This window comes from Pseudomonas brassicacearum (assembly GCF_918698105.1).
GTDB lineage: Bacteria > Pseudomonadota > Gammaproteobacteria > Pseudomonadales > Pseudomonadaceae > Aquipseudomonas > Aquipseudomonas brassicacearum_F.
The window spans coordinates 1-20,041 of sequence record NZ_CAKKMI010000023.1 but is presented as its reverse complement, the minus strand read 5'-3'; the positions used below and the strand labels follow the sequence as shown (position 1 = coordinate 20,041).

The 20,041-nt window shown below is 57.4% G+C and carries 21 protein-coding genes and 1 pseudogene; 6 read left to right on the top strand and 16 right to left on the bottom strand.

Annotation, left to right across the window (positions count from 1 at the left end; all coding sequences use genetic code 11):
* The first annotated feature begins 569 nt into the window (after positions 1 to 569).
* On the top strand, positions 570 to 1,775 hold the full coding sequence (locus LQ215_RS11480) for a hypothetical protein (RefSeq protein WP_230149813.1): 1,206 nt from the start codon (positions 570 to 572) through the stop codon (positions 1,773 to 1,775).
* Between the two features lie 272 nt (positions 1,776 to 2,047).
* On the opposite strand, the gene LQ215_RS11475 is transcribed toward LQ215_RS11480, so the two are convergent.
* The 3 genes from LQ215_RS11475 to LQ215_RS11465 all read right to left on the bottom strand — a co-directional run bounded on the left by LQ215_RS11475 (position 2,048) and on the right by LQ215_RS11465 (position 3,996).
* A complete protein-coding gene (locus LQ215_RS11475; RefSeq protein WP_230149811.1) occupies positions 2,048 to 2,560 on the bottom strand; it encodes a hypothetical protein in 513 nt (170 codons plus the stop codon).
* A gap of 261 nt (positions 2,561 to 2,821) precedes the next feature.
* Positions 2,822 to 3,721 carry a TIR domain-containing protein gene (locus tag LQ215_RS11470; RefSeq protein WP_230149809.1) on the bottom strand — a complete coding sequence of 300 codons (900 nt, stop codon included), beginning with the start codon at positions 3,719 to 3,721 and terminating at the stop codon, positions 2,822 to 2,824.
* Entirely contained in the window at positions 3,718 to 3,996 is a 279-nt protein-coding gene (locus tag LQ215_RS11465) for a hypothetical protein (RefSeq protein ID WP_230149807.1), read from the bottom strand. The genes LQ215_RS11470 and LQ215_RS11465 overlap by 4 nt, the downstream gene beginning before the upstream one ends.
* Positions 3,997 to 4,254: 258 nt before the next feature.
* Here LQ215_RS11465 and LQ215_RS11460 point away from each other — a divergent pair.
* A pseudogene (locus LQ215_RS11460) lies at positions 4,255 to 4,874 on the top strand (tyrosine-type recombinase/integrase).
* 112 nt (positions 4,875 to 4,986) lie between these two features.
* Positions 4,987 to 5,298, top strand: coding sequence for a hypothetical protein (locus LQ215_RS11455; RefSeq protein ID WP_033028124.1), 312 nt, complete (start codon positions 4,987 to 4,989; stop codon positions 5,296 to 5,298).
* A gap of 145 nt (positions 5,299 to 5,443) precedes the next feature.
* Here the strand turns inward: LQ215_RS11455 and LQ215_RS11450 are convergent, their stop codons facing one another.
* Positions 5,444 to 5,716 carry a hypothetical protein gene (locus LQ215_RS11450; RefSeq protein ID WP_092167261.1) on the bottom strand — a complete coding sequence of 91 codons (273 nt, stop codon included), beginning with the start codon at positions 5,714 to 5,716 and terminating at the stop codon, positions 5,444 to 5,446.
* A 437-nt stretch (positions 5,717 to 6,153) separates the two neighbouring features.
* Complete coding sequence (locus LQ215_RS11445) at positions 6,154 to 7,020, bottom strand: LysR family transcriptional regulator (protein WP_230149799.1); 867 nt, start codon at positions 7,018 to 7,020, stop codon at positions 6,154 to 6,156.
* Positions 7,021 to 7,122: 102 nt separating this feature from the next.
* Between LQ215_RS11445 and LQ215_RS11440 the strand changes: the two genes are divergently transcribed.
* Together LQ215_RS11440 and LQ215_RS11435 are read left to right on the top strand one after the other, a co-directional pair.
* Positions 7,123 to 8,115, top strand: a complete 993-nt coding sequence (locus LQ215_RS11440) for a DMT family transporter (protein WP_230149797.1) — start codon at positions 7,123 to 7,125, stop codon at positions 8,113 to 8,115.
* A gap of 134 nt (positions 8,116 to 8,249) precedes the next feature.
* Positions 8,250 to 8,447, top strand: a complete 198-nt coding sequence (locus tag LQ215_RS11435) for an MbcA/ParS/Xre antitoxin family protein (protein ID WP_230149794.1) — start codon at positions 8,250 to 8,252, stop codon at positions 8,445 to 8,447.
* A gap of 210 nt (positions 8,448 to 8,657) precedes the next feature.
* On the opposite strand, the gene LQ215_RS11430 is transcribed toward LQ215_RS11435, so the two are convergent.
* Complete coding sequence (locus LQ215_RS11430; protein WP_230149785.1) at positions 8,658 to 9,200, bottom strand: hypothetical protein; 543 nt, start codon at positions 9,198 to 9,200, stop codon at positions 8,658 to 8,660.
* Positions 9,201 to 9,456: 256 nt separating this feature from the next.
* Positions 9,457 to 9,639 (bottom strand): hypothetical protein, encoded by a 183-nt coding sequence (locus LQ215_RS11425; RefSeq protein WP_230149783.1) that lies wholly within the window; start codon positions 9,637 to 9,639, stop codon positions 9,457 to 9,459.
* A gap of 129 nt (positions 9,640 to 9,768) precedes the next feature.
* On the opposite strand from LQ215_RS11425, the gene LQ215_RS11420 reads away from it, so the two are divergent.
* A complete protein-coding gene (locus LQ215_RS11420; protein WP_230149781.1) occupies positions 9,769 to 10,896 on the top strand; it encodes a mechanosensitive ion channel family protein in 1,128 nt (375 codons plus the stop codon).
* Between the two features lie 13 nt (positions 10,897 to 10,909).
* On the opposite strand, the gene LQ215_RS11415 is transcribed toward LQ215_RS11420, so the two are convergent.
* From LQ215_RS11415 to LQ215_RS11375, 9 genes are read right to left on the bottom strand one after another with little or no spacing between them, the layout of a single operon-like run.
* Positions 10,910 to 11,983 carry a protein-glutamate methylesterase/protein-glutamine glutaminase gene (locus LQ215_RS11415; protein WP_230149779.1) on the bottom strand — a complete coding sequence of 358 codons (1,074 nt, stop codon included), beginning with the start codon at positions 11,981 to 11,983 and terminating at the stop codon, positions 10,910 to 10,912.
* Positions 11,984 to 11,985: 2 nt separating this feature from the next.
* On the bottom strand, positions 11,986 to 12,483 hold the full coding sequence (gene cheD, locus LQ215_RS11410; RefSeq protein WP_230149777.1) for a chemoreceptor glutamine deamidase CheD: 498 nt from the start codon (positions 12,481 to 12,483) through the stop codon (positions 11,986 to 11,988).
* Positions 12,480 to 13,316, bottom strand: coding sequence for a CheR family methyltransferase (locus LQ215_RS11405; protein WP_230149775.1), 837 nt, complete (start codon positions 13,314 to 13,316; stop codon positions 12,480 to 12,482). Before LQ215_RS11405 ends, cheD begins: the two co-directional genes overlap by 4 nt.
* Positions 13,313 to 13,849: a chemotaxis protein CheW gene (locus LQ215_RS11400; protein WP_060741651.1), complete on the bottom strand. Its 537-nt coding sequence runs from the start codon at positions 13,847 to 13,849 to the stop codon at positions 13,313 to 13,315. The genes LQ215_RS11405 and LQ215_RS11400 overlap by 4 nt, the downstream gene beginning before the upstream one ends.
* Positions 13,850 to 13,888: 39 nt before the next feature.
* Positions 13,889 to 15,547, bottom strand: a complete 1,659-nt coding sequence (locus LQ215_RS11395; protein WP_230149773.1) for a methyl-accepting chemotaxis protein — start codon at positions 15,545 to 15,547, stop codon at positions 13,889 to 13,891.
* Positions 15,548 to 15,580: 33 nt separating this feature from the next.
* A complete protein-coding gene (locus tag LQ215_RS11390) occupies positions 15,581 to 17,683 on the bottom strand; it encodes a chemotaxis protein CheA (RefSeq protein ID WP_230149771.1) in 2,103 nt (700 codons plus the stop codon).
* Positions 17,684 to 17,722: 39 nt separating this feature from the next.
* A complete protein-coding gene (locus LQ215_RS11385) occupies positions 17,723 to 18,007 on the bottom strand; it encodes an STAS domain-containing protein (RefSeq protein WP_214511964.1) in 285 nt (94 codons plus the stop codon).
* A gap of 15 nt (positions 18,008 to 18,022) precedes the next feature.
* Positions 18,023 to 18,391 (bottom strand): response regulator, encoded by a 369-nt coding sequence (locus tag LQ215_RS11380; protein WP_003203044.1) that lies wholly within the window; start codon positions 18,389 to 18,391, stop codon positions 18,023 to 18,025.
* 11 nt (positions 18,392 to 18,402) lie between these two features.
* Positions 18,403 to 19,314 carry a methyl-accepting chemotaxis protein gene (locus tag LQ215_RS11375; protein WP_436839570.1) on the bottom strand — a complete coding sequence of 304 codons (912 nt, stop codon included), beginning with the start codon at positions 19,312 to 19,314 and terminating at the stop codon, positions 18,403 to 18,405.
* Positions 19,315 to 20,041 lie beyond the last annotated feature (727 nt).

Genomic DNA, 20,041 nt, shown 5'->3' with positions numbered 1-20,041 from the left:
CTGAAAATCGCGCTTCTACGCGAAATCCACATTTGCTGACGTGCCGATAAATTTCAGACTTCACGTAGATGCGCACACCTCAATTATGACGAAGCGTTTTTACACACTCTGGGCCGAGAGCGGTCGTTGCTGAGAGGCCGCTTACGGCCATAAAGCGGTCGGTCGTGACCGTCTGCTGTGGACCGATTACTGCCTGTCTCGAAGGGCTACAAACGACCCGAAGCGAACACTCCGGCAGCCAGTCAGATTTGTACATGAGACCTAGGGGTATTCACCTTGATCGGCCAAGAACATTTTAAATGTTGCGCTCATCGCGTAGCCCGAAAGTTTTTTTCTAATCCTTTCATTTAAAAGCGCCTAAAAAACTAGCATGGAGGTTATCTGTGGATTCCTACCGAGGGCATCACATACAATTTTCCGGCTAACACTGCGAAAAAGCGCAGCTTGGCAATGTTGCGAAACCGCATAGAAAGCCGCAGCATGCCTGCCTGCTACGGAACCAATGCAAGAGTTTGTCAAGACAAGCCTCGTCCGGCAGGAAGAAGGTCGTAACTCCTCAAGGGATTCTCATGAAGAAAATGTGGTCGTTAATCAAGGGGCAAGGCTTTATGGCGTTGCTGGCTCTTGTAGGATTCGGACTGGCTATCTATACCGGGTTCTTTTATGAGAAGAAGCCGCATCTCGTCTTCACCGTTTCGCAGCCAACAAAGGTGTTTGATATCCACCAGCCCATCGGTGGACTGGACATCTCATACGCGGGTGAAAGCCTGCGTGGCGGGCAAAAAAATCTCTGGGTCATGACCGTAGTTTTGAGGAACGAAGGCAATTCCGAAGTTCGAAAAGGCGACTATGACGACCGGGATCCGGTGGGTTTGACACTGAAAAATGGGCAGTTACTTGAGCAACCTACGGTTCAATCCGATAGCACCTACATCACGAAAAACATCGAACTCGCTCGGGATGGCAACAGTGTTCATTTCGGCCCCATCATCGTTGAGCCTGGCGAATCGTTAACACTTAATCTTCTGGTTCTAGGCAACGAGGCAACCAAACCTGAAATCGTACCCATTGGCAAAGTCGCCGGCACTTCAGGCATAGATGTACGGAGCTCTGAAGACAAAACTAAATCAGGCGTCATGAGGGACATGTTCTACGCTGAGCGTTGGTGGGTTCAGGGCCTACGAGGTCTTGCCTACACCTTTTTATTCGTCGCAGGTATGCTTATCCTCACCGGCGTTCCACAAGTATTTGCCATTCCGTTTCAAGCAAGTCGCGACAAAAGAAGGAAAGCCGAGCGACGAGGTCAGATGGATCGATACCGGCCTGGTCAACCTCTGTCCGCACAGGGGCGTATACTCACCACAATTTATATCGATAAAGGATTCAGTGCGCTTCGACGTACATACCAAGCGATAGCCGAGATCAGCGCGCGCCAGCACGCGATAGAAAAATTCAAGACGTCGCTGACTGAAGAGCAGTTCCAAGATGTGGACAAAAAGTATTTTTCGCTCTCAAGGGATACCATCTTCCAGATAGAGCGCCTTGAAAAGGTTGGTTTGGTAAATGTCCGCGACATGCCATTAGGTCAATTAACAAACTTTCTGGCTGAAATTGAAAGTCTGTGCGTTCATTTGGATATTCCTGTGACCGACTTGTCGAAGGAAGATCCTGAAGAGGTTGAATATCACGAATTCTCCACAGTGCGGGTCAACGGGACCCAACTCGTTAGAGAAACGATAGTAAAGGAGCGCTCATTGGATCATCTCTCTCGTTAGGCTATTCAGCACAGGCGGGGCAGCATCTTCACCTCGATCTGTCTATGGGATGGCACTGGCCCGCCAACCTACCTGAACACTGCCGGGGCGTATCGCTGCTATTTAGCAAAGCTTAAAGGCGACCTAAATGAAGCCTTGCTGGGCTGTGGCAAGATAGTAAACACTGGAAGTTTTATCTGCGAAAATCGGACTCATACCACCATCTTTTTAAATGTGGTCTGAGCCCGACTTTCTCTCGACTTGAGAGCGGAGCCTACTTATAGGAACAAACGTTAGGGCCAAAGATGAGTTTCTGCGTATTTCTTCAATAAGAAAAGTACGTCTGGCCCACCTATGTCTTGATACTCGAATCTTTTCTTGCCGACGTCCGTTAGGTCTATGCGTATTCCGCCAAATTCGTAGAGTCGAGCATAACGGACTCTGTTGATGTTCCAACGTGGCTCGGCAATGTCGTGAGCGAACGCGTTACGGATTTGATACGCGACTCCGATGAACTGATCGGTTTCAGTAATAATCTCAGCAGAAAGCTCATGTCCTGCTTCCTCTCGACAACGGTTAAGCGTGATTGCTGCTGCGCCAAATGTGATTACCAGATTGTTCTGTAGAGCCAAGATTAAGTCGTCAGGGGTATCTAAAACTTTATCCGGCAGTACTAGAATCATGCCACCACCTTGAAATGTCAGCGGGCGATCTAATTCATCGAGATTGATCTTTCCATTAAGTGCGTAGTCGTAAAGCTTCCACGCGAGAGCGAGTTGTCTGAACGCAGTATCAACGTAGTTCACAATTGTTCCATGATTGTTCCATGATTGGTAAGAGCGTCAGCTCCACTCGAAAAATTGAGAGCGTAAACTGGGGTCAGACATCCATTGTTGAAAATGTGGTCTGACCCGAATTTTGCAGCTGTACGATGTCCGCTTCCGACTAAATGCGGCTGTAGCACCATGGACAGAAGTGTTCAGGAGCTACCTATACACGAGGCTAACCTTCTGGAGATCCAGTTAACTACTAGCGCCTACTCTATTTTTATCACATATGCTAAACCGTCAGGAGAATAGCTTGGAAGCGTCGAAATCTAAACCCGCCTCTTTCATCTCCATAACAAGCCGTTTTTGCCATCCCTCGTGCGGATCAAGCTCCGTGTAAACGACGCCGAAAAGGTCAGATGGAATCTCCACGTCACCTTTTCTAAGGAGGCATACACGGCCTCGGCCAAGCTTACCGGCAAAATATCCTAGCTCGAAAATCACGTTCTGCCGCGCCCGTGCCGAGGGGGCATCTGTCTTTACAGACCCGCCGACATCGTCTGGCGTTAGCAGTACAACGGCGTAACCGACCTCTGCGGACTGCTCAAACTTCTCGATGATAGTTCTGCCGCGATCAGGTTGCTCTTGAAGAACGATCGACTCTAATCCTAATCGGTTAAGAAACCTAGCTAGCATATGTTTAGCCCCATCATCATGACCGTGCACGATGAAGACCTTATTAGATAGAGCAATAGATTTGGTTAATGATGCATTGCTAATTTTGACGTGAGACTTATAATCCCTTGCAAAGGGTATTATCACTTGAGCGACAAAAGCGTGAAAGCCGGAAATCATCTTCTTACTACCATTGCTGAAGAAGTGATATCCAAAGTTTAATGCGTAATTCGGATCAGCGGCAAGTTTCTGGATCAGCAATATAGTCAAGCCAAGCTTGAGCTTGTCGTCATCCGGCCACGCTAGTCGATGACTGCCAGCAAAACTTCCGCCAGTAGCTTCGCTTTTAGCTAAAAAAGCTTCGAGGTCTGCATTCTTCGTTAAGACAGCATTGACGGGGTCGAGTTCGGAGCTAGATAAAAGCCGCGCGAGTTTCTTCAACGGTGTTTCATATGTTTGGGGCTGGGAGGACTGCAGGTCTAATACGCAGTTATTAATCTGGGTAAAGATATCAGAGGAACTCATTTGCTTTCCCCTGTTAGACGCTTTTCAGCTGCCTGCTCAATTATACGAGCGCGATAATTTTCTTTCATGCCTTCAATTAGAGGTACTACAAAGGGATTGGTTGCGTAAGTTCCAACGCGCTGATCAATAGTGTCGCTGACTTCCTGTATTGCATGCTCAATGCTAGCAGGATCGAAAGGATCAAAATTGATCGTACAAAGAGTGCCGTCTAGTTCTTTAAGCGCTATCTGCGCCTGTTTCAAATCGCGTTGCAACTTATCCAACCCTTTGATCATCGTGCTCACCCTATCCGTGATAATGGCATTTTGGCACAGCTGATCGTGCCACAACGTACAGGGAGTACGTGAGTCCAAAAAATCTAAACCGATGAGTGGTGATAGCGCACACTGATTAAAAGAGTCGCCTCTTGGTTAGAGGCTTATGCCGCCTGTGGTGCTGGTCAGAAATGGCCATCTCGGGCGTCCGCAATATGGCCGTTAGCGAGCGTTGCTCTGGTTAACCATCCTTGTCCCTACACACGTGGAGGACATGTCATGAAAATCATCGCTACCCGCAGCCGTCAGCCCTGGAACAAAGGAAAATTGGTCGGGCAGAAACCCCCGCTACGACTGAGAGATATCTGGGCCATCCGAGTAAGACTTCAAATTGCAGAAAAAACTCGGGATCTGGCTCTCTTCGATCTGGCTATCGACAGCAAGCTTCGAGCTTGCGACTTAAACAAGCCCCGCGTGCGCGACGTCGCCCACGGCGAGCACCTATCCTTACGAGCCATGGTGATGCAGCAGAAAACGCAGCGGCCAGTGCAGTTCGAGATTACTGTACAAACACGGTCTGCTGTCGCAGCCTGGATACATCAGGCCAAGCTACGCAGCGAGGACCGCCTTTTCCCTAGCCGGCTGCATACCTCAAACCATCTATTCACTCGTCAATACGCTCGTATCGTCAAAGACTGCGTGAAAGCCGTTGGCCTTGATCCAGCCATGTATGGCACTCACACAATGAGACGTACCAAGGCATCATCATCTATCGCAGGACGAAGAACCTGCGGGCGGTTCAGCTGCTGCTCGGCCATACGAAGCTGGAGAGCACCGTTCGATATCTGGGGATTGAGGTCGATGACGCCCTGGAGATGGCGGAACAAACTGAGGTTTGACTATGCATAGCGACGGTCGAAGTCAAGCCGTCGCTAACCGACCCAAAGCGGTCATCTTCATGTTCCAGTATTATTATGCCGATGCCCGGACTGTTCATAGGTAGGTTGATGTATGGCCAGAAGCGTTAGGCTTCAAAAGAAACTTCATTCAAAGCATCTCATTGAGATAGCTGGAGAGGTGGTGCTTGATGATTGCCTTGTTGAAAAGCTATGGGCGCTCGACAGAGGTGACAGGTTTGAGTTGAACTCACGCTCCTTCAGTTTTGGACCTGTTCAAAAATACCGCTTGGAATACGTGATAACGAGAGGCCCAATTCCTGGGCACTGGCTCTACAAAGAATTTGACCCAGAGGAACTGACACTATTTTTTACGGCAAAGGACTTTGTCGGCATTTGCCATGGCTGGACCTTGTTTGACGAGTGACCGCTCCGCATTAGCTTTCTGGGAGGCAGATTCTGGCCGATCTCTGCCGGTTGGAACCTTTGAACTAGGTAGCAAGATTTGAGGTTCGGTGCAGATACCACCTCTAATTACGTAAAACGGGCGCTTTCAGGCGCCCGTCGTTCCGTCAGTTTTCGACCTGCGCCTGAAGCCGCCGACCAATCACCTCTAGCAAGTCACACCCATCGCGTAGCGGAATCACCAAAAGCTGTGCAAAGTCCGAAAGCACAACCGTATCGCTGGCAATTTCAGAGCGAAATGCAATGTTCTCCAGTACTTGGGTCACCACACGGATGCGGTAATCAGCTGTCGCATGCAGAACATCAAGTGGGGCCTGTGTATCAATGAGAAGAGAAGCAGGAGTGCAGTCGATGCCGGTGATGGGGACATATCTTTCCATGTTAAAAACTCCGATCTAATGAGGTTTTTAACCACTCAATCGTCGCCAAACAATTGGGTGGCAGTTGTACGCAGGTTGGCGAACCGGGATCGGAAACCGGCAGACCCGAAGGCCTCCCACGCACAACTGCCGTAACGGGCAGTCGTGCAAGTGTGCCAAAGCCTCTGCAAAAAACGCAGTACTTTCGCACTCGATCCTCAGGTCGCCAAACCTGATCGCCATTGAGCGATGGGCATCACTATAGATTTTGTCGGATTGGGTGGGGAAGGTGATGGGTTCCTAAAGCTTCGTAGGAGTTGCGATCGTTTTTTGCGGGAGGGGTCTGACATGGACGGCTCGGCTGATTCAAAACCATCAACAAACCGAGGTGTTAGCTTTAGGTCTGCTGCGCAGCCCAGCGGGAGCAAGCTCCCTCGCCACAGGGGAGAGGGGTGCAACTAGCCTTCGAACTCCGTTTGCAGCATCGTCAAAAACGCCTCCCTGGCAGGATGTTTCCCAGCGTTTTCATGCCAGTAAAAAAGGTTATCAATCCCCGTCAGCTCAGGAAACTCATACCCCGTCCAACCAGCCCCCTGGCGGTATTGCTCATAGATCCCCCGAGGTACCAGCGACACACCCGCCCCCGCGCTGACACAACCAACGATGGCACCATAACTGGCAATGCTGGTGATCGGTCGCACTTGCTCATGACGCAGCAGCCACTGTTCCAGCGCCAAGCGGTACGGACAGCCCGTGGGCCACATGAAGATTGCCTTGCCTTGCAAATCGGCGGCGCTGCGCAGCGGGCCGTGGGACTCGGAGGCGATGAGCACCAGGTCTTCGCGGTACATCACCGCTCGCTTGAGTCCAGGCCGTTCGATGTCCACCGCGACGATCACGCCGTCGAGCCGGTGATGTTGGATATCGTCCAGCAACTGCGCCCAGGTGCCGGTGCTCAGTTCCAGTGACACTTGCGGATACTGCGCGTGGTATTTGGCGAGCAACTGAGGTAGGCGGCCCGTGGCGCTGGACTCGATTGCGCCTATGCGCAGTGGGCCACTCGGTGCGCGGGTGGGGGCGATTGCGCGGCGGGCTTCTTCCGTCAGGCTCAGTATTTTTATCGCGTACTCCAGAAACACTTCGCCTGCCGGGCTGACCCGCAGCCCGCGACCTTCGCGGAAAAACAGAGGCGTGCCGAGTTCCCGTTCCAGGGACTTGAGGCGTGCGGTGATGTTGGACGGCACGCAGTGCAGCACTTCGGCGGCGCGGGCGATGCTGCCGGTGTCGCAGACCGTCTTGAGCATGCGCAGTTGGGACAGTTCCATAGCTCACCAAAAGTGAATGATGGGCTGAGTTTAAGTCACTTGTGCTGAGATGGGGTGGTTTCGATACTTCGAGGCAAATCGGCCGGTGAGCAGGAACTTTAGATGGAAACGCGTTTTGCGCTGGTTGAAGGGTCCTCCGGCAAAACCGGTGTGAAAGTTGTCCTGGCGACGCTGTTGGTGATCGTTTGCTGGGCCTATTCGCCGATTGGTATTCGTATTGGCTTGCAGGCTTATGAACCTGGGCAGCTAGCGTTGATGCGGTTTCTCATCGCTTCAGTGTTCATGGCGCTTGTGGCGATGGTGAAGGGTATTTCCTCGCTGCGTCTCAGGGATTTGCCGTTGCTGGCGGTGTTGGGTTTCTTTGCTGTCAGCCTGCACCACATCGCACTTAATTACGGCCAGCGGGGCGTCAGTGCCGGGGCGGCCAGTGTGCTGGCCCAGTCCACGCCGTTGTTCAGCACGCTGCTGGCGCATTTTGTCTTCAAGGACAGAGTCAGCGGTTGGCAGTGGGGGTGTGTACTGTGCGGCTTGCTTGGCGCTGGCGTGGTGGTCGCGGGGGATCGTGGCTTGGGTGACATGGACGCCCATGGGCTATTGATCCTGTTGGCGGCGCTGTCCTGGAGTTTGTATTTCGCTTTGCAGAAGCGCCATGCCCATCGTTATGACGGTTTGACCCTGGTTTGCTACACCGTTTGGTCGGGCACAGTTTTGTTGTTCATTTTTGCGCCGGGGATGTTGAGCGCGGCGCGACAGGCTTCGGCTTCGGTGAATCTGGCGGTGTTGGTTCTGGGTATTTTTCCCAGCGCGTTGGCGTACCTTGCTTGGGCTTACGTGCTGGCGCACAGCAAGGTGAGCCGCGCTTCCATGGCGCTTTACCTGATACCGCCCACGGCGATGTTGATGGCTTCTTTGGTGCTGGCCGAGCGCCCCTCAGCGATGGTTATTGTGGGGGCGGTGATTGTGTTGATGAGTGTGCTGGCGTTGAGGCTTGAGCCGGGGAGTGGGCAAAAGTCGGTTGATTTTGACGTGGGTGTAGGCAATGACGCTGGATGGGGAATCACGAAACGCCGTCCTACAGACAGGCGACCGCTTTAGGATAAACCACAGAACTCTCTGACAAGTTTTTAGGGTTGGCCTTCGGAAGTACCGGCCTTACGATCTGCTCTGTCTCAGTGCTCAGCGTGGCATCCGGCACGCTTATCTTGGTTCTATATCGTGAGGACAGATCGATGCCTGGAATCCCATACGCCAAGGTCTTGGAGCACGCCGCCAATGTTTTCGGCAGCCAACGGTTGGCTGAAGACTGGTTGAGAAAACCCTGCATGTACCTGGACGGTCAGGTGCCATTGGAACTGATCGATAACGCGCAGGGTTTCAAGGTAGTGGAGGATTACCTGACCCGGGTTGAGCTTGGGGTTTATCAATGAGTCCTTTGTTCTGCTGCGCGATTTTTGGGGCTGCTGCGCAGCCCAGCGGGAGCAAGCTCCCTCGCCACAGGTTGCGTTTACGCCTACAACTTTTTCCACTTGAAGACGAGCTCGGATGGGGCGTCGAGCAGGGCGTTTTTCAGCGGGTCCGGCTCCGCACCGTATTCGCAAGCCGTCAGCAAGCCCATGGCGAGAACCAGGCACGCTTGCCTATTTCTTGACCGAATAGTCCTGCCCCCACATCCGTACCGAACTGACCGCCTCGTTCATGCCTTCAAAAACAAACTTCTGGCGCACGGCGGTCTTTGGCGGGATGGTGACTTCATCCGGGTTGTCCAGGCCGGTGAGGCGGTTGGAGTAACCCGCCTGGTCGATGGCCAGCAGCACGCCGGTCTGGCCGAGGTTGACCACGCGCAGTTGGGTGTCGGTGCTGTTCTTGAAGCCGAGGGTGATGCTGACGTTGTCGTCGCTGGGTTCGAGCTTCAGCACTTCAACGGCGATGCGGTCTTTCATTTGCTCGCCGGAGGAAACGATCGCGGCGCCATCGGTGCCTTGGGCCGATTCGCGGCCATCGAGCACGCCCTCACTGACGCCGCCCAGCAGGTTCTTGCCGGCGGTAATGAAGGTTGAAACGGCGGCTTTGGTCGAGTCCTTGATGAGGCTGCCGTCCGCCGGCTCGCCTTCGGCAAAGCACAGGGAGCTGAGCAGGAGGCTGGAGACGAGGAGGGTGGAGCGTGACGGCAGAAAAGTCATACCTGGATCCTTGAGGGTGGCCTGCGACATCGCCTGTCAAAAGGGCGAGCGCCAATGATAGCTGTGATCGCAAACCGTTAGCGATCTACCTCACCGAGTTTTTCCGGTCTTGCGTCGTTTCTGGTCGCGGTTCTGTCCCAGGTTGATCGCATCGAGCGCGTCCGGTGCTGGTCTGGGGGCGTTCGTCTGATCCGTACTTTCCTGTCTCAGGTGCCTCTGTAACGAGCCCAGGCCCCACCCCAGAATAGCCACGCGGTTAGCCTGGCGGGCGGGCCGTGTACTGCAATTTTTGGGGTCCAGGAGTACTCATGACGAAGATGGCGATTTTTTTAGGTGGGTTTTTGGCGCTGACCCTGTTGATCGGCGTACTGGCGACGATTTCACCGGTATAGGCAAAGGTCGTTGGTGCTTTCTGCTGGCGACGACGTGACGATTTCATTGAACACTGCGGTGCCCATAACGACTAATCCCCAACAGGCCACTTGATTTGCGCAATGGATCAAGCGGTGTTTTACCTTGCGCGGCGCCCATGACTCATGCGCAGCCGCAGGACTTCAAGGGGTAAGCAATGATTGAGGGTTTTGAGGGATTTTTCACCGGGTACACGGTGCTAGGTATTTCGTTGGCCAGCTGGATCCTTGCATTTTGCGCGGCTGTGCTCAGCTACGTGTTGGCAAGAACCGCGATCCGCTTCGTTTTCAGGAGAATCCAGGCAAGGGCGAGGGCGGGCAATGGCCATCTTAGCTACATTGCCAGCCAAGTGCTGTCGGCGACCAGTAACACGCTGTTGTTATTGGCGGCGATTCTGGTCGGGGTAGGCCTACTGGATTTGCCTGAGCGCTGGCTCAGTCGTGTCAGCAGCCTTTGGTTTGTGGTCGCCGCGTTGCAGGTCGGCTTATGGACGAACCGAGCGTTGGCGCTTTTGCTGCATCGCTATTTTTCTGTCCATGGTGCGAACGGGACATTCCAGGCAAGCGCCTTGGCGACCCTGAGCCTCTGGGGCGCACGGGTGCTCCTGTGGGCGGTGATTTTACTCGCGATGCTGTCCAACGTTGGCGTTAACATCACGGCCTTCGTGGCGAGCCTTGGCGTGGGTGGTATCGCTGTGGCGCTGGCGGTGCAGAATATTCTTGGCGATGTGTTCGCCTCGCTGTCGATTGCCGTTGACAAGCCATTCGAGGTGGGCGATTTCATCGTGGTGGGTTCGCTTGCCGGTACGGTGGAGCACGTTGGCCTGAAGACGACACGCATACGAAGTCTGGGGGGTGAACAAATTGTCATGGCGAACGCCGATATGATCGGCAGCACGATCCAGAATTACAAACGGCTGCAGGAGCGTCGGATTGTCTTCGAATTTCGCCTGACTTATGACTGTTCAACCGAACAGATCAGGCAGATCACGCAACGGGTTGAAGCGATCATCAGGCATGAAGACCAAGCCCGGTTCGATCGGTGTCATTTCAGAAGTTTTGGCGAGAGCGCCCTGGAATTCGAGACGGTGTATATCGTTCTGGACGCCAGTTACAACGTCTACATGGACGTCCAGCAGAGGATCAATCTGAAGATCATGGAAGCGGTTGCAGAGCTGGACACGCAGTTTGCTTTCCCGTCACGTATGGTCCATGTCGCTTCATTGCCCGACTCTGCGGCACTGCGCCCGGTCACACAGCGTTCGGCGCGTGCCGGGCATGCTTGATGTCACTCCCTTGCTATCGATGCAGAATCACCTGCGCAATCTCCTGCAGCCCCATCACCCGTTGCGCAGCATTGAGCTTGATCGCTTCCTTGGGCATGCCGAAGACCACGCAGCTGGCTTCGTCCTGGGCCACGGTGGTGCTGCCTGCGTCGAGCATTTCCTTCAGGCCGCGGGCGCCGTCGTCGCCCATGCCGGTCATGATGATGCCGGTGGCGTTGCGGCCGGCGAATTTGGCGACTGAGCGAAACAACACATCCACCGAAGGGCGATGGCGGTTGACCAGCGGGCCGTCCACTACCTGCACGTGATAGAACGCGCCGCTGCGGGTCACCATCATGTGTTTGCCGCCTGGTGCGATGAGCGCCAGGCCCGGGTGGATGCGGTCGTTGTTGCGGGCCTCGCGCACTTCGATCTGGCACAGGCTGTTGAGCCGGGCCGCAAACGAGGCGGTGAATTTTTCCGGCATGTGCTGGACGATGACGATGCCCGGGCACACTCGCGGCAGGGCGGTGAGCACCGCTTCCAGGGCCTGGGTGCCACCAGTGGAGGTGCCCAGGGCGACGATGCGTTCGGTGGTCTGCGCCATGGCGTGGCCGTTGGCGGCGGGCAGCATGGCGTCGGCGGTGAGTTTGGTCGCCGGCGTCAGCGCGATCGGGGCGGGGCGCTTGCCCAGGTTGCGCACGTTGACCTGGGCGGCGGCGCGGATCGCCGACACCAGTTCCGGTGCCGATTCCAACAAAAAGTTCTTCAGACCGGTGGTGGGTTTGGTGATGATTTCCACCGCGCCGGCGGCCATTGCCTGCAAGGTGGTTTCCGCGCCTCGGGGCGTCAGGGACGAGCAAATGACCACCGGTGTGGGGCGCTCGCTCATGATTTTTTTCAGGAAGGTGATGCCGTCCATGCGCGGCATTTCCACGTCCAGCACGATCACGTCGGGCCATTCCTTGGCCAGTTTGTCCATGGCGAAAATCGGGTCGGCCGCCGCGCCCATGACGTGGATGTCCGGCGTGTCGCTGAGGATCGCCAGCAATACCTGGCGAACCACGGCAGAGTCATCCACCAGCAGTACATTGATCTTTTTTGACATGGTCAGTGCCGGGTCCTTATAGGTTGGTGCCTGACCCACACATCGCCGCTGCAAAGGTCGAAGATGATGCTGCGATGGCCAGTGCTGCCCATGTCCTGGGCAATCAGGTCGAGGCGATAGAGGGCGGCCATTTCCAGTGCGGCGTTGACGTTCAGCCGCGCCACATCGCCGTAGGGCACGTGGCGTTGCAGCTCGGGGAACATCTCGCCGCCGCCGAACAGCTTGAGTTGGTAGTCCTCGGGTTCGGTGTGGTGGGCCCGGGCCTGGCGGATGAACAGTTCGATGGCTTCGTCGGCATAGAGGCCGTTCAGTGCGGTGGAGCAGCGCACCCGGCTGGGCAGCATGAAGTGACACATGGCGCCGATCCTGCGTGCCGGGTGCCACAGCGTGATCGCCACGCAAGAGCCGAGGATCGTGCGCAGGCGGGTCGGGCAGGTGGCGAAGCGAAACTCACCTGGCGCCAGGTACACCTCGGCCACTTCCTTGATGGCGGCGTTCATGGTTTGCGGTAGATCGATGGCGCCACCAGTTTCAACGCATCGGACACACCGTTGAGACTTTCCGAGTGGCTGACGATGAAATAGCCGCCGGGCTTGAGCCGAGGCAGCAAGCGGGCGACCACTTTGCTTTTGGTGGGCTGGTCGAAATAGATCATGACGTTGCGCAGGAAGATCACATCGAACTCTCCCAGCTCCGGCAAGGTGTCGTTGAGGTTGACCTGGATGAAGTTGACCCGGTTGCGCAATGCCCGGTCGATGAGGAACGTGCCTTGCTGGCTGCCGGTGCCCTTGAGGCAATATTTCACCAGCAGCGGCTGGGGCAGGGTGCGGGCGCGCTCCATCGGGTAATGCCCGGAACGCGCCTTGGCCAGCACCTGGCAGCTGATGTCCGAACCGATGACTTCCCAAGGCGTGGTGCCCAGCCCTTCGGCCAGGGTCATGGCCAAGCTGTAGGGCTCTTCCCCCGATGAACTGGCCGCGCTCCACAGGCGGAAGGTCTTGCCTGGCGTTGCGTGGGGCAGTACGTGTTGGCGCAGGAAGTCGAAATGCTTGGGCTCGCGGAAAAAGTAAGTCTCGTTGGTGGTGAGCAAGTCCAGCGCTACCTGCAACTCATCGGTGCGCTGGCCGTTCATGATCAGCTTGAAATACTCGCCGTAGCTGTCCAGCCCATAGTGCTTGAGACGCTTGAACAAACGCCCGGCTACCAGGGCTTTCTTGGCCTCGGACAGGCTGATGCCGGCGGCCTGGTACAGCCAGGACTGGAACTGGCCGAACTCTCGATCAGTGAGCGCCTGGGCGTTCAGCGTGCGTTCCTTGCAGGTATCGGCGTTCACGGGGCATCCACTTCCAGCGCGTTCGGGCTGGCTTCGGCGAGTTGGGACATTTCGTCGATGGACAGCACGCGGTCCACCTCCAGCACGATGACGAACTTGCCATCGACCTTGGCCATGCCACTGATGAAATCGGCGCGGATCTTCGCGCCGAAGCTCGGTGGCGGCTCGATCTGCGAGGCCGGGATTTCCAGCACTGCCGACACCGTGTCCACCAACAGGCCGATGTCCTGGGCCTGGCCGTCGGCGCTGGATGCCTCGATGATCACCACGCAACTGCGGCGGCTGATCGCCGAGTTCGGCCGACCGAAACGAGCCGACAGGTCCACCACCGGCACGACCGCGCCACGCAGGTTGATCACCCCGCGCACGAAGGTCGGCATCATCGGCACCACGGTGAGGTTGCCGTACTCGATGATTTCCTTGATGCACAGGATGCCGATGGCAAACATCTCCGTGCCGAGCATAAACGTCAGGTATTGCGCTTCTTCCTCGACCGCGAGGGCGGTTTGACGGGTGGTCGCGATGGCGCCCATTGCTTTTTCTCCTTTAAGCAAGCCAGTGGAACCGGGCCATCAGAACCGGGTGAATTCCGATTCGTCCGGGGCGCTAGCCATGTTGTAGGCAAACGCTTTGGGCATGATCGGTGCCGGTGCCCGGGCCGGTTTGCGGCCGGAGGAGCCTGGGGTGTTATCGACCCTGGCAACTTGCACGGCAGACTTGGGCGGCGTGTCCAAGGTGAAAAAGCTCATGGCCTGTTGCAGCTGTTCGGCCTGGCTGCTCATTTCCTCGGCGGTGGCGGCCAGTTCTTCGCTGCTGGAGGCGTTTTGTTGGGTCACTTGGTTGAGCTGGGTCATGGCGGTGTTGATCTGCGCGACACCGGCAGCCTGTTCTTCGGAGGCGGCGCTGATTTCCTGCACCAGGTCGGAGGTCTTGTTGATCGACGGGACCATCTCGTTGAGCAGGTTCCCGGCCTTTTCCGCCATGTCGACGCTGCTGGACGACAGCTCGCCGATTTCCTGGGCGGCCACCTGGCTGCGTTCGGCCAGCTTGCGCACTTCGGCGGCGACCACGGCAAAACCTTTGCCGTGTTCACCGGCGCGGGCAGCTTCGATGGCAGCGTTGAGCGCCAGCAGGTTGGTCTGGTAGGCGATGTCGTCAATGATGCTGATGCGCTGGGCGATTTTCTTCATCGCCACCACGGTCTGCTGCACCGATTCGCCGCCATCGGTGGCTTCCTTGGCGGCCTTGCTGGCCATGCCGTCGGTGACCTTGGCGTTCTCGGTGTTCTGGTTGATGCTGGCGCTCATCTGCTCGATGGAGGCACTGGTTTCCTCGACGCTGGCCGCTTGTTCGCTGGTGGCCTGGCTCATCGATTGCGCGGTGGCGCTGACTTCTTCGGAGGCGCTGGCCAGGTTGTCTGCGGCATTACGCACTTCGCCGATGATGTGCGAGAGCTTGCCGACCATGTTCTGCATGGCGGTGAGCACCATGCCGGTTTCGTCCTTGGAGCCACTCTCGATTTTGGCGTTCAGGTTGCCTTCGGCCAATTGCTCGGCGACGGTGGCGGCCTGTCTCAAGGGGCGAGAGATAATCCGCGAAATGAACAGCGCCAGGCCCAGGCCCACCAGTAGGGCGGCAGCCAGTACGGCAATGATCGACAGGCGCGATTTTTCAAACAGCGCGTTACCGCGTTCGCTGGCTGCACCGGCCCCGACATCATTGAGTTCCACCAGCTTTTGCAGGTCGGTGGTTATCAGGTCGAATCGACGCTTGGACTCGCCTTTGAGCAGGGCATGGGCTTGTTCGGTCAGGTTTTGCCGAGACAGTGCAAACAGGTCCTTGCTCACCTCAAGGTAAGCGTTCCAGTCATTGCGGGTGGTTTCGAACAGTTGACGGTCTTCGGCGTTGGACAGCAGCTTTTCGTAGGTCGCCAGGCGCGTTTCAAAGGCTTTCTTGGCCTCGTCCGCTTCTTGCTCGGTGGTGGTGCGCTCCTGTTCGGAGTCGGCGGTAATGTGGCGGTTTTCCTTGAGGCGATAGTTTGCCCCGTAGAAACGCATGCCCGAGGCGGCGCGCATGGACGGCATCCAGTTTTCCCGGATCTCGACCGTGGTGCCGTTCACTTCGCCCAGTTGGATGATCGCGAACACACCCATGAGGGCTGTCAGCGCCAGCACCACAAGAAATGAAGTGATCAGTTTGGTGGCGATTCTAAGATCGTAGAACCATTTCATTGGGAAGTACCTCTCCATGGAATTGCTAAAGCGTCAGCGAGCGTTGGCTTGTTGGAATTGAGTCGGTGTGTAGCGGTTTTCCACTTGGGCGATCTGGGTGAGCAGCGCCGGTACGTCGAGAATCAACGCCACGGCGCCACTGCCCAGGATGGTCGAGCCACTGATGCCGCGAAGGGCACCAAACAGCTTGCCCAGCGGCTTGATTACGGTCTGGAATTCACCCAGCAAGTCATCCACCACCAGCCCGGCCTTGAGTTCGGCGTAGCGCACCACCACCACGTTCTGGCGGCGTGCGGCCGGGCCTTCGTGGCTGAAGTGATCGCGCAGGTAGACCAGCGGCAGCACCTCGCCACGCAGGTCGAGGTAGCCTTGTTCGCGGCTGGCGAGCCCATCGTCTTCGCTCAGCTCGATGCATTCCTGGACCATGTCCAGCGGAATGACATAAGTCGACTGACCGATGCCCACCAAAAAACCATTGATGATCGCCAAGGTCAGCGGCAGGCGGATGCGCACCACGGTGCCCTTGCCGGGCTGGCTGTCCAGGTCGACGGTGCCGCGCAGCAGGGTGATGTTGCGCTTGACCACGTCCATGCCCACGCCACGCCCCGACAGGTTGGTCACGGCCTGGGCGGTGGAGAAGCCAGGTTCGAAAATCAGGTTGTAGATTTCCTGGTCGGTCGGGCTCGCGCCGGGCGTCACCAGGCCACGTTCCTGGGCTTTTTCCAGGATCCGGTCGCGGTTCAGGCCGGCGCCGTCGTCGGCGATTTCCAGCACGATGCTGCCCGAGTCGTGATAGGCGTTGAGGTGCAGGTGCCCCTTGGCCGGTTTGCCGGCGGCCAGGCGTGCTTCGGCAGTTTCAATGCCGTGGTCCATGGCGTTGCGCAGCAGGTGCATGAGTGGATCGCCGATTTTTTCCACCACGGTCTTGTCCAGCTCGGTCTCTGCACCGCTGATGATCAGGTCGATGTCCTTGCCCAGTTCCTGGCTGACATCGCGCACCACCCGACGGAAGCGGTTGAAGGTTTCGCCGATGGGGATCATGCGCAGGCGCAGGGCGCCGTCGAGGATTTCCTCCACCAGTGACGACACCGTCGAGGTGGATTCCTGCAACGGATCGTTGTTGCAGGTGCGAGCCAGCAGGCTGGCACCGGCGCTGGCGATGACCAGTTCGCCCACCAGGTTGATCAGCTCGTCGAGCTTGTCGGCATTGACCCGCACGTAGGTGCCGTCCTTGGCCTTGCTGTCGCTGGTCACCGCTTGTTTGTCGCTGGCGATCTGGGCGGGCATGCGCGGGGTCTTGCGTTGGTCGGACAGCAACTCGCCGGTGGCGACCAGCGCGGTGGTTTCCTCGGCCGGTTCCGGCGATGTGGTCACCAGGCCGGTGTTGGCCGGCGGCGCAATGTCGTCATCCTGGGCAACGATCTCGATCACGCAGTCTTCCCGGACGAAATCGAACACTTCGTTGATCGCCCCGTGGCTGGCGGCCGAGCGAAACGCGATGTCGAAGCCCAGGTAGCAGGATTCGGCGTCCCAGGCATCGACGGCGGGCAGGGCGTCGGTCAAGGTGGTGAGGTCGACGATGTCACCCAGGGTTTGCAGATAGCGCAGGAACGACAGCGGGTCCATGCCGTTGCGGAACACGTCTTGGCCGAAGCGCAGGGAAATGTGCCAGAGGCGCGTTTCGCCGGGTTCGCTGGTTATGGTTTCAGGGGCTGGCGTCGGGGCCGCGGTCGGCGAGGGCGCCTGGTACTCCTGCAGGATCTGGCACAGCTCCACTTCCCGTTGCAGGGCCGGTGGCGGCAGCGATCCGCCCTGGTTGGCGGCCACGTTGATCAGTTCCAGCATGTGATCACTGGACTTGAGCAGCACCGCGATCAGGCCGGCGTCCACCTCGACGCTGCCGTTGCGCAGGCGGTCGAGCACGTCTTCGACGATGTGGGTGAAGCTGACGATCGGTTCCAGGCCGAACAACCCGGCCGAGCCCTTGATCGTGTGCGCCGCCCGGAAGATCGCGCCAATGGCGTCATCGTCGCCGGGGTCGGTTTCCAGTTGCAGCAGCGACTCTTCCATCGCCTGCAACTGTTCCCGTGCCTCGACGATGAAGGTCTGTTGTGCCTGATCGAGATTGATGCTCACGCTCATATCCTTTGTCGTGTCCGACGTATTGCAACAGCCCTAGGCAACCAGGTTGCACAGGGCAAGTGTTTCCGTGACGGCCTTGCTTTGGCCGGTCAATGTCAGTTGGGTGCCGGCCTTGGCGGCCTCGCGCTGTACCATCAGCAGCAGTTGCAGGCCGGCGCCGTCCATCTCGGTGATCTGCGACAGATCGAGGGCCATACGCGGCGTGGCGCCCAGGTGCGGCAACCATTGCGCGGCCAGGTCGGCGGCGGTGTAGATCGTCAGCTCGCCGTCGATGTGCACCTGGGCGGTGTCATCGTGTGTTTCGTATTGCAACGGCATGGGAGCCTCCGGCCATCAAGGAAGAATCAGCTTGGATACCGCCGCCAGCATTTGCGCCGGCTGGAACGGCTTGACCACCCAGGCCTTGGCTCCGGCGGCCTGGCCTTCCTGTTTCTTCGATTCCTGGGATTCGGTGGTGAGCATGATGATCGGTGTGAACTTGTAGCTGGCCAGCTTCTTGACCTCCTTGACGAAGGTGATGCCATCCATGTTGGGCATGTTCACGTCACTGATGATCAGGTGCACTTTCTGGCCATTGAGCTTGCCCAGTGCGTCCTTGCCATCGCTGGCTTCGATCACGTCATAGCCGGCACTTTTCAACGCGATGCCGACCACCTGCCGAACGCTCGCGGAGTCGTCGACAACCAATACACTTTTAGCCATGAACGGCGCTCCTAAAAGAAGGTAATTTCCTGTGAAGTCTGTTGCGCGCCCGAGTCGCCGTGGTGATTGCGGCGTTGCTCGTCGGTGGCGTAAGTGGTTTCCATGCGCGCCAGCCATTGGCGGGCGTCGATGGAAACAGCCTGTTCGGGCGACTGGCTGGCCTGCTGCATGTGCACATGCAGGTCTTCAATGTTGTCGCGCACGTGGCTGAGGATCTGGCTGACCCGATCCTGGAATTGCAGGCTGATCAGCACCTCGGTGAGTTCATCGCGGATACCGAAGCTCTCGCGCTGCAGCATGTCCGCCGAGTCGGCCAAGCGGCCGGTGACACTCTTGAAGCGCTCCAGCACCTGCTGGATGCTTTGCTCGGAGGTGCTGACCGAATGGCTGTCCTGGTCCGCACCGCTGGACGCGGCATGCACCAGTTGGGTGATGGCGGTGTTGATGATGTCGACCTTGGCCGACATCTGCTGGCCGGTCTCGCTGGATTTGCTCGAGAGACTGCGCACGGCGTCGGCCACCACGGCAAACCCACGCCCGGCCTCGCCGGCACGGGCGGCTTCGATGGCGGCGTTGAGGGCCAGCAGGTTGGTCTGCGCGGCAATCGCCGCGACATCGGCGGCCATGGTCCGCAGCTCGCCGGTATAGGCCGTCAGGTTGCGCACCTGGGCCAGGGTTTCATCGCGGCTGGCCTGGGTGGCCTTCAGGGAATCGATGACCTTGACCAGCTCACTTTCGCTCTGGGCCAGCACCTGCACGGCACCGCCACTGCTGCTGCCGGCCAGCTCACCGGCGGCCAGTTGCGAGGCTTGCACGGTCTCTTCCAGGCGCGAGGAAATGCCGGTGAAGCGGCTGGTCAGCGAGACGATTGCGGTTTCGGTCTGCTGCCGGGAACTTTCGACCTGCTTGGCCCAGATCGGCATGGCACCGAGGATGACTTCGTTGAGTTGCCCGCTGGTTTTATGGGCCAGGTGTTCGCTGGCCTGTAGGTCGTGGCGGGCCATGGTGGCGGCGACGGCGTTGTCGAGCTGCTGACGTTGCGAGCGCGCACTCCATACGCCAGCACCGACGCCCAAGGCCAGGATCGCCACGCTCAGACCGACGTTTTGCCCACTCGCGCCATTGAGCGCCAGCACGCCAATGCTCGCGGCAATGGCCACCAGCACGGTGCTCCAGAGAATGCGTGGTTGTGTTTGGGAAAGGGAATGACCGTGAGAATACGACGTCATGGTTCGGTCCTTGAACAGTGTTGCTAACAGGTTATTTGCGAATAACTGGTTATCTGCAAAGCCGGCACCGTCTTGAGGACCAGTCGTCCGGTTTTGGTAAAAATAGTGGCACAGTGCTATCTAAGGATAGACGAGATTGGGAAATTGTCGAGATGGCCTGACCTGTGGAAGTCCTATGGCGAGGGCATCTGCTCCCGCTGAACCCTGTAGGCGCTGCCGAAGGCTGCGATCTTCTGATCTTCATTTGATACTCAACTGGCCTTGGAAAGATCGCAGCCTCGCTTCGCTCGGCAGCTCCTACAGGACAGCCTGGCTGGAGCAAGCGCCTCGCTACAAACGGACATCTTCTGAAACAGAATCCACGGATTGCGCTAAATTACCCCGCATTGGATTCGAACCTGCCATCAGAGCTCCCATGCCC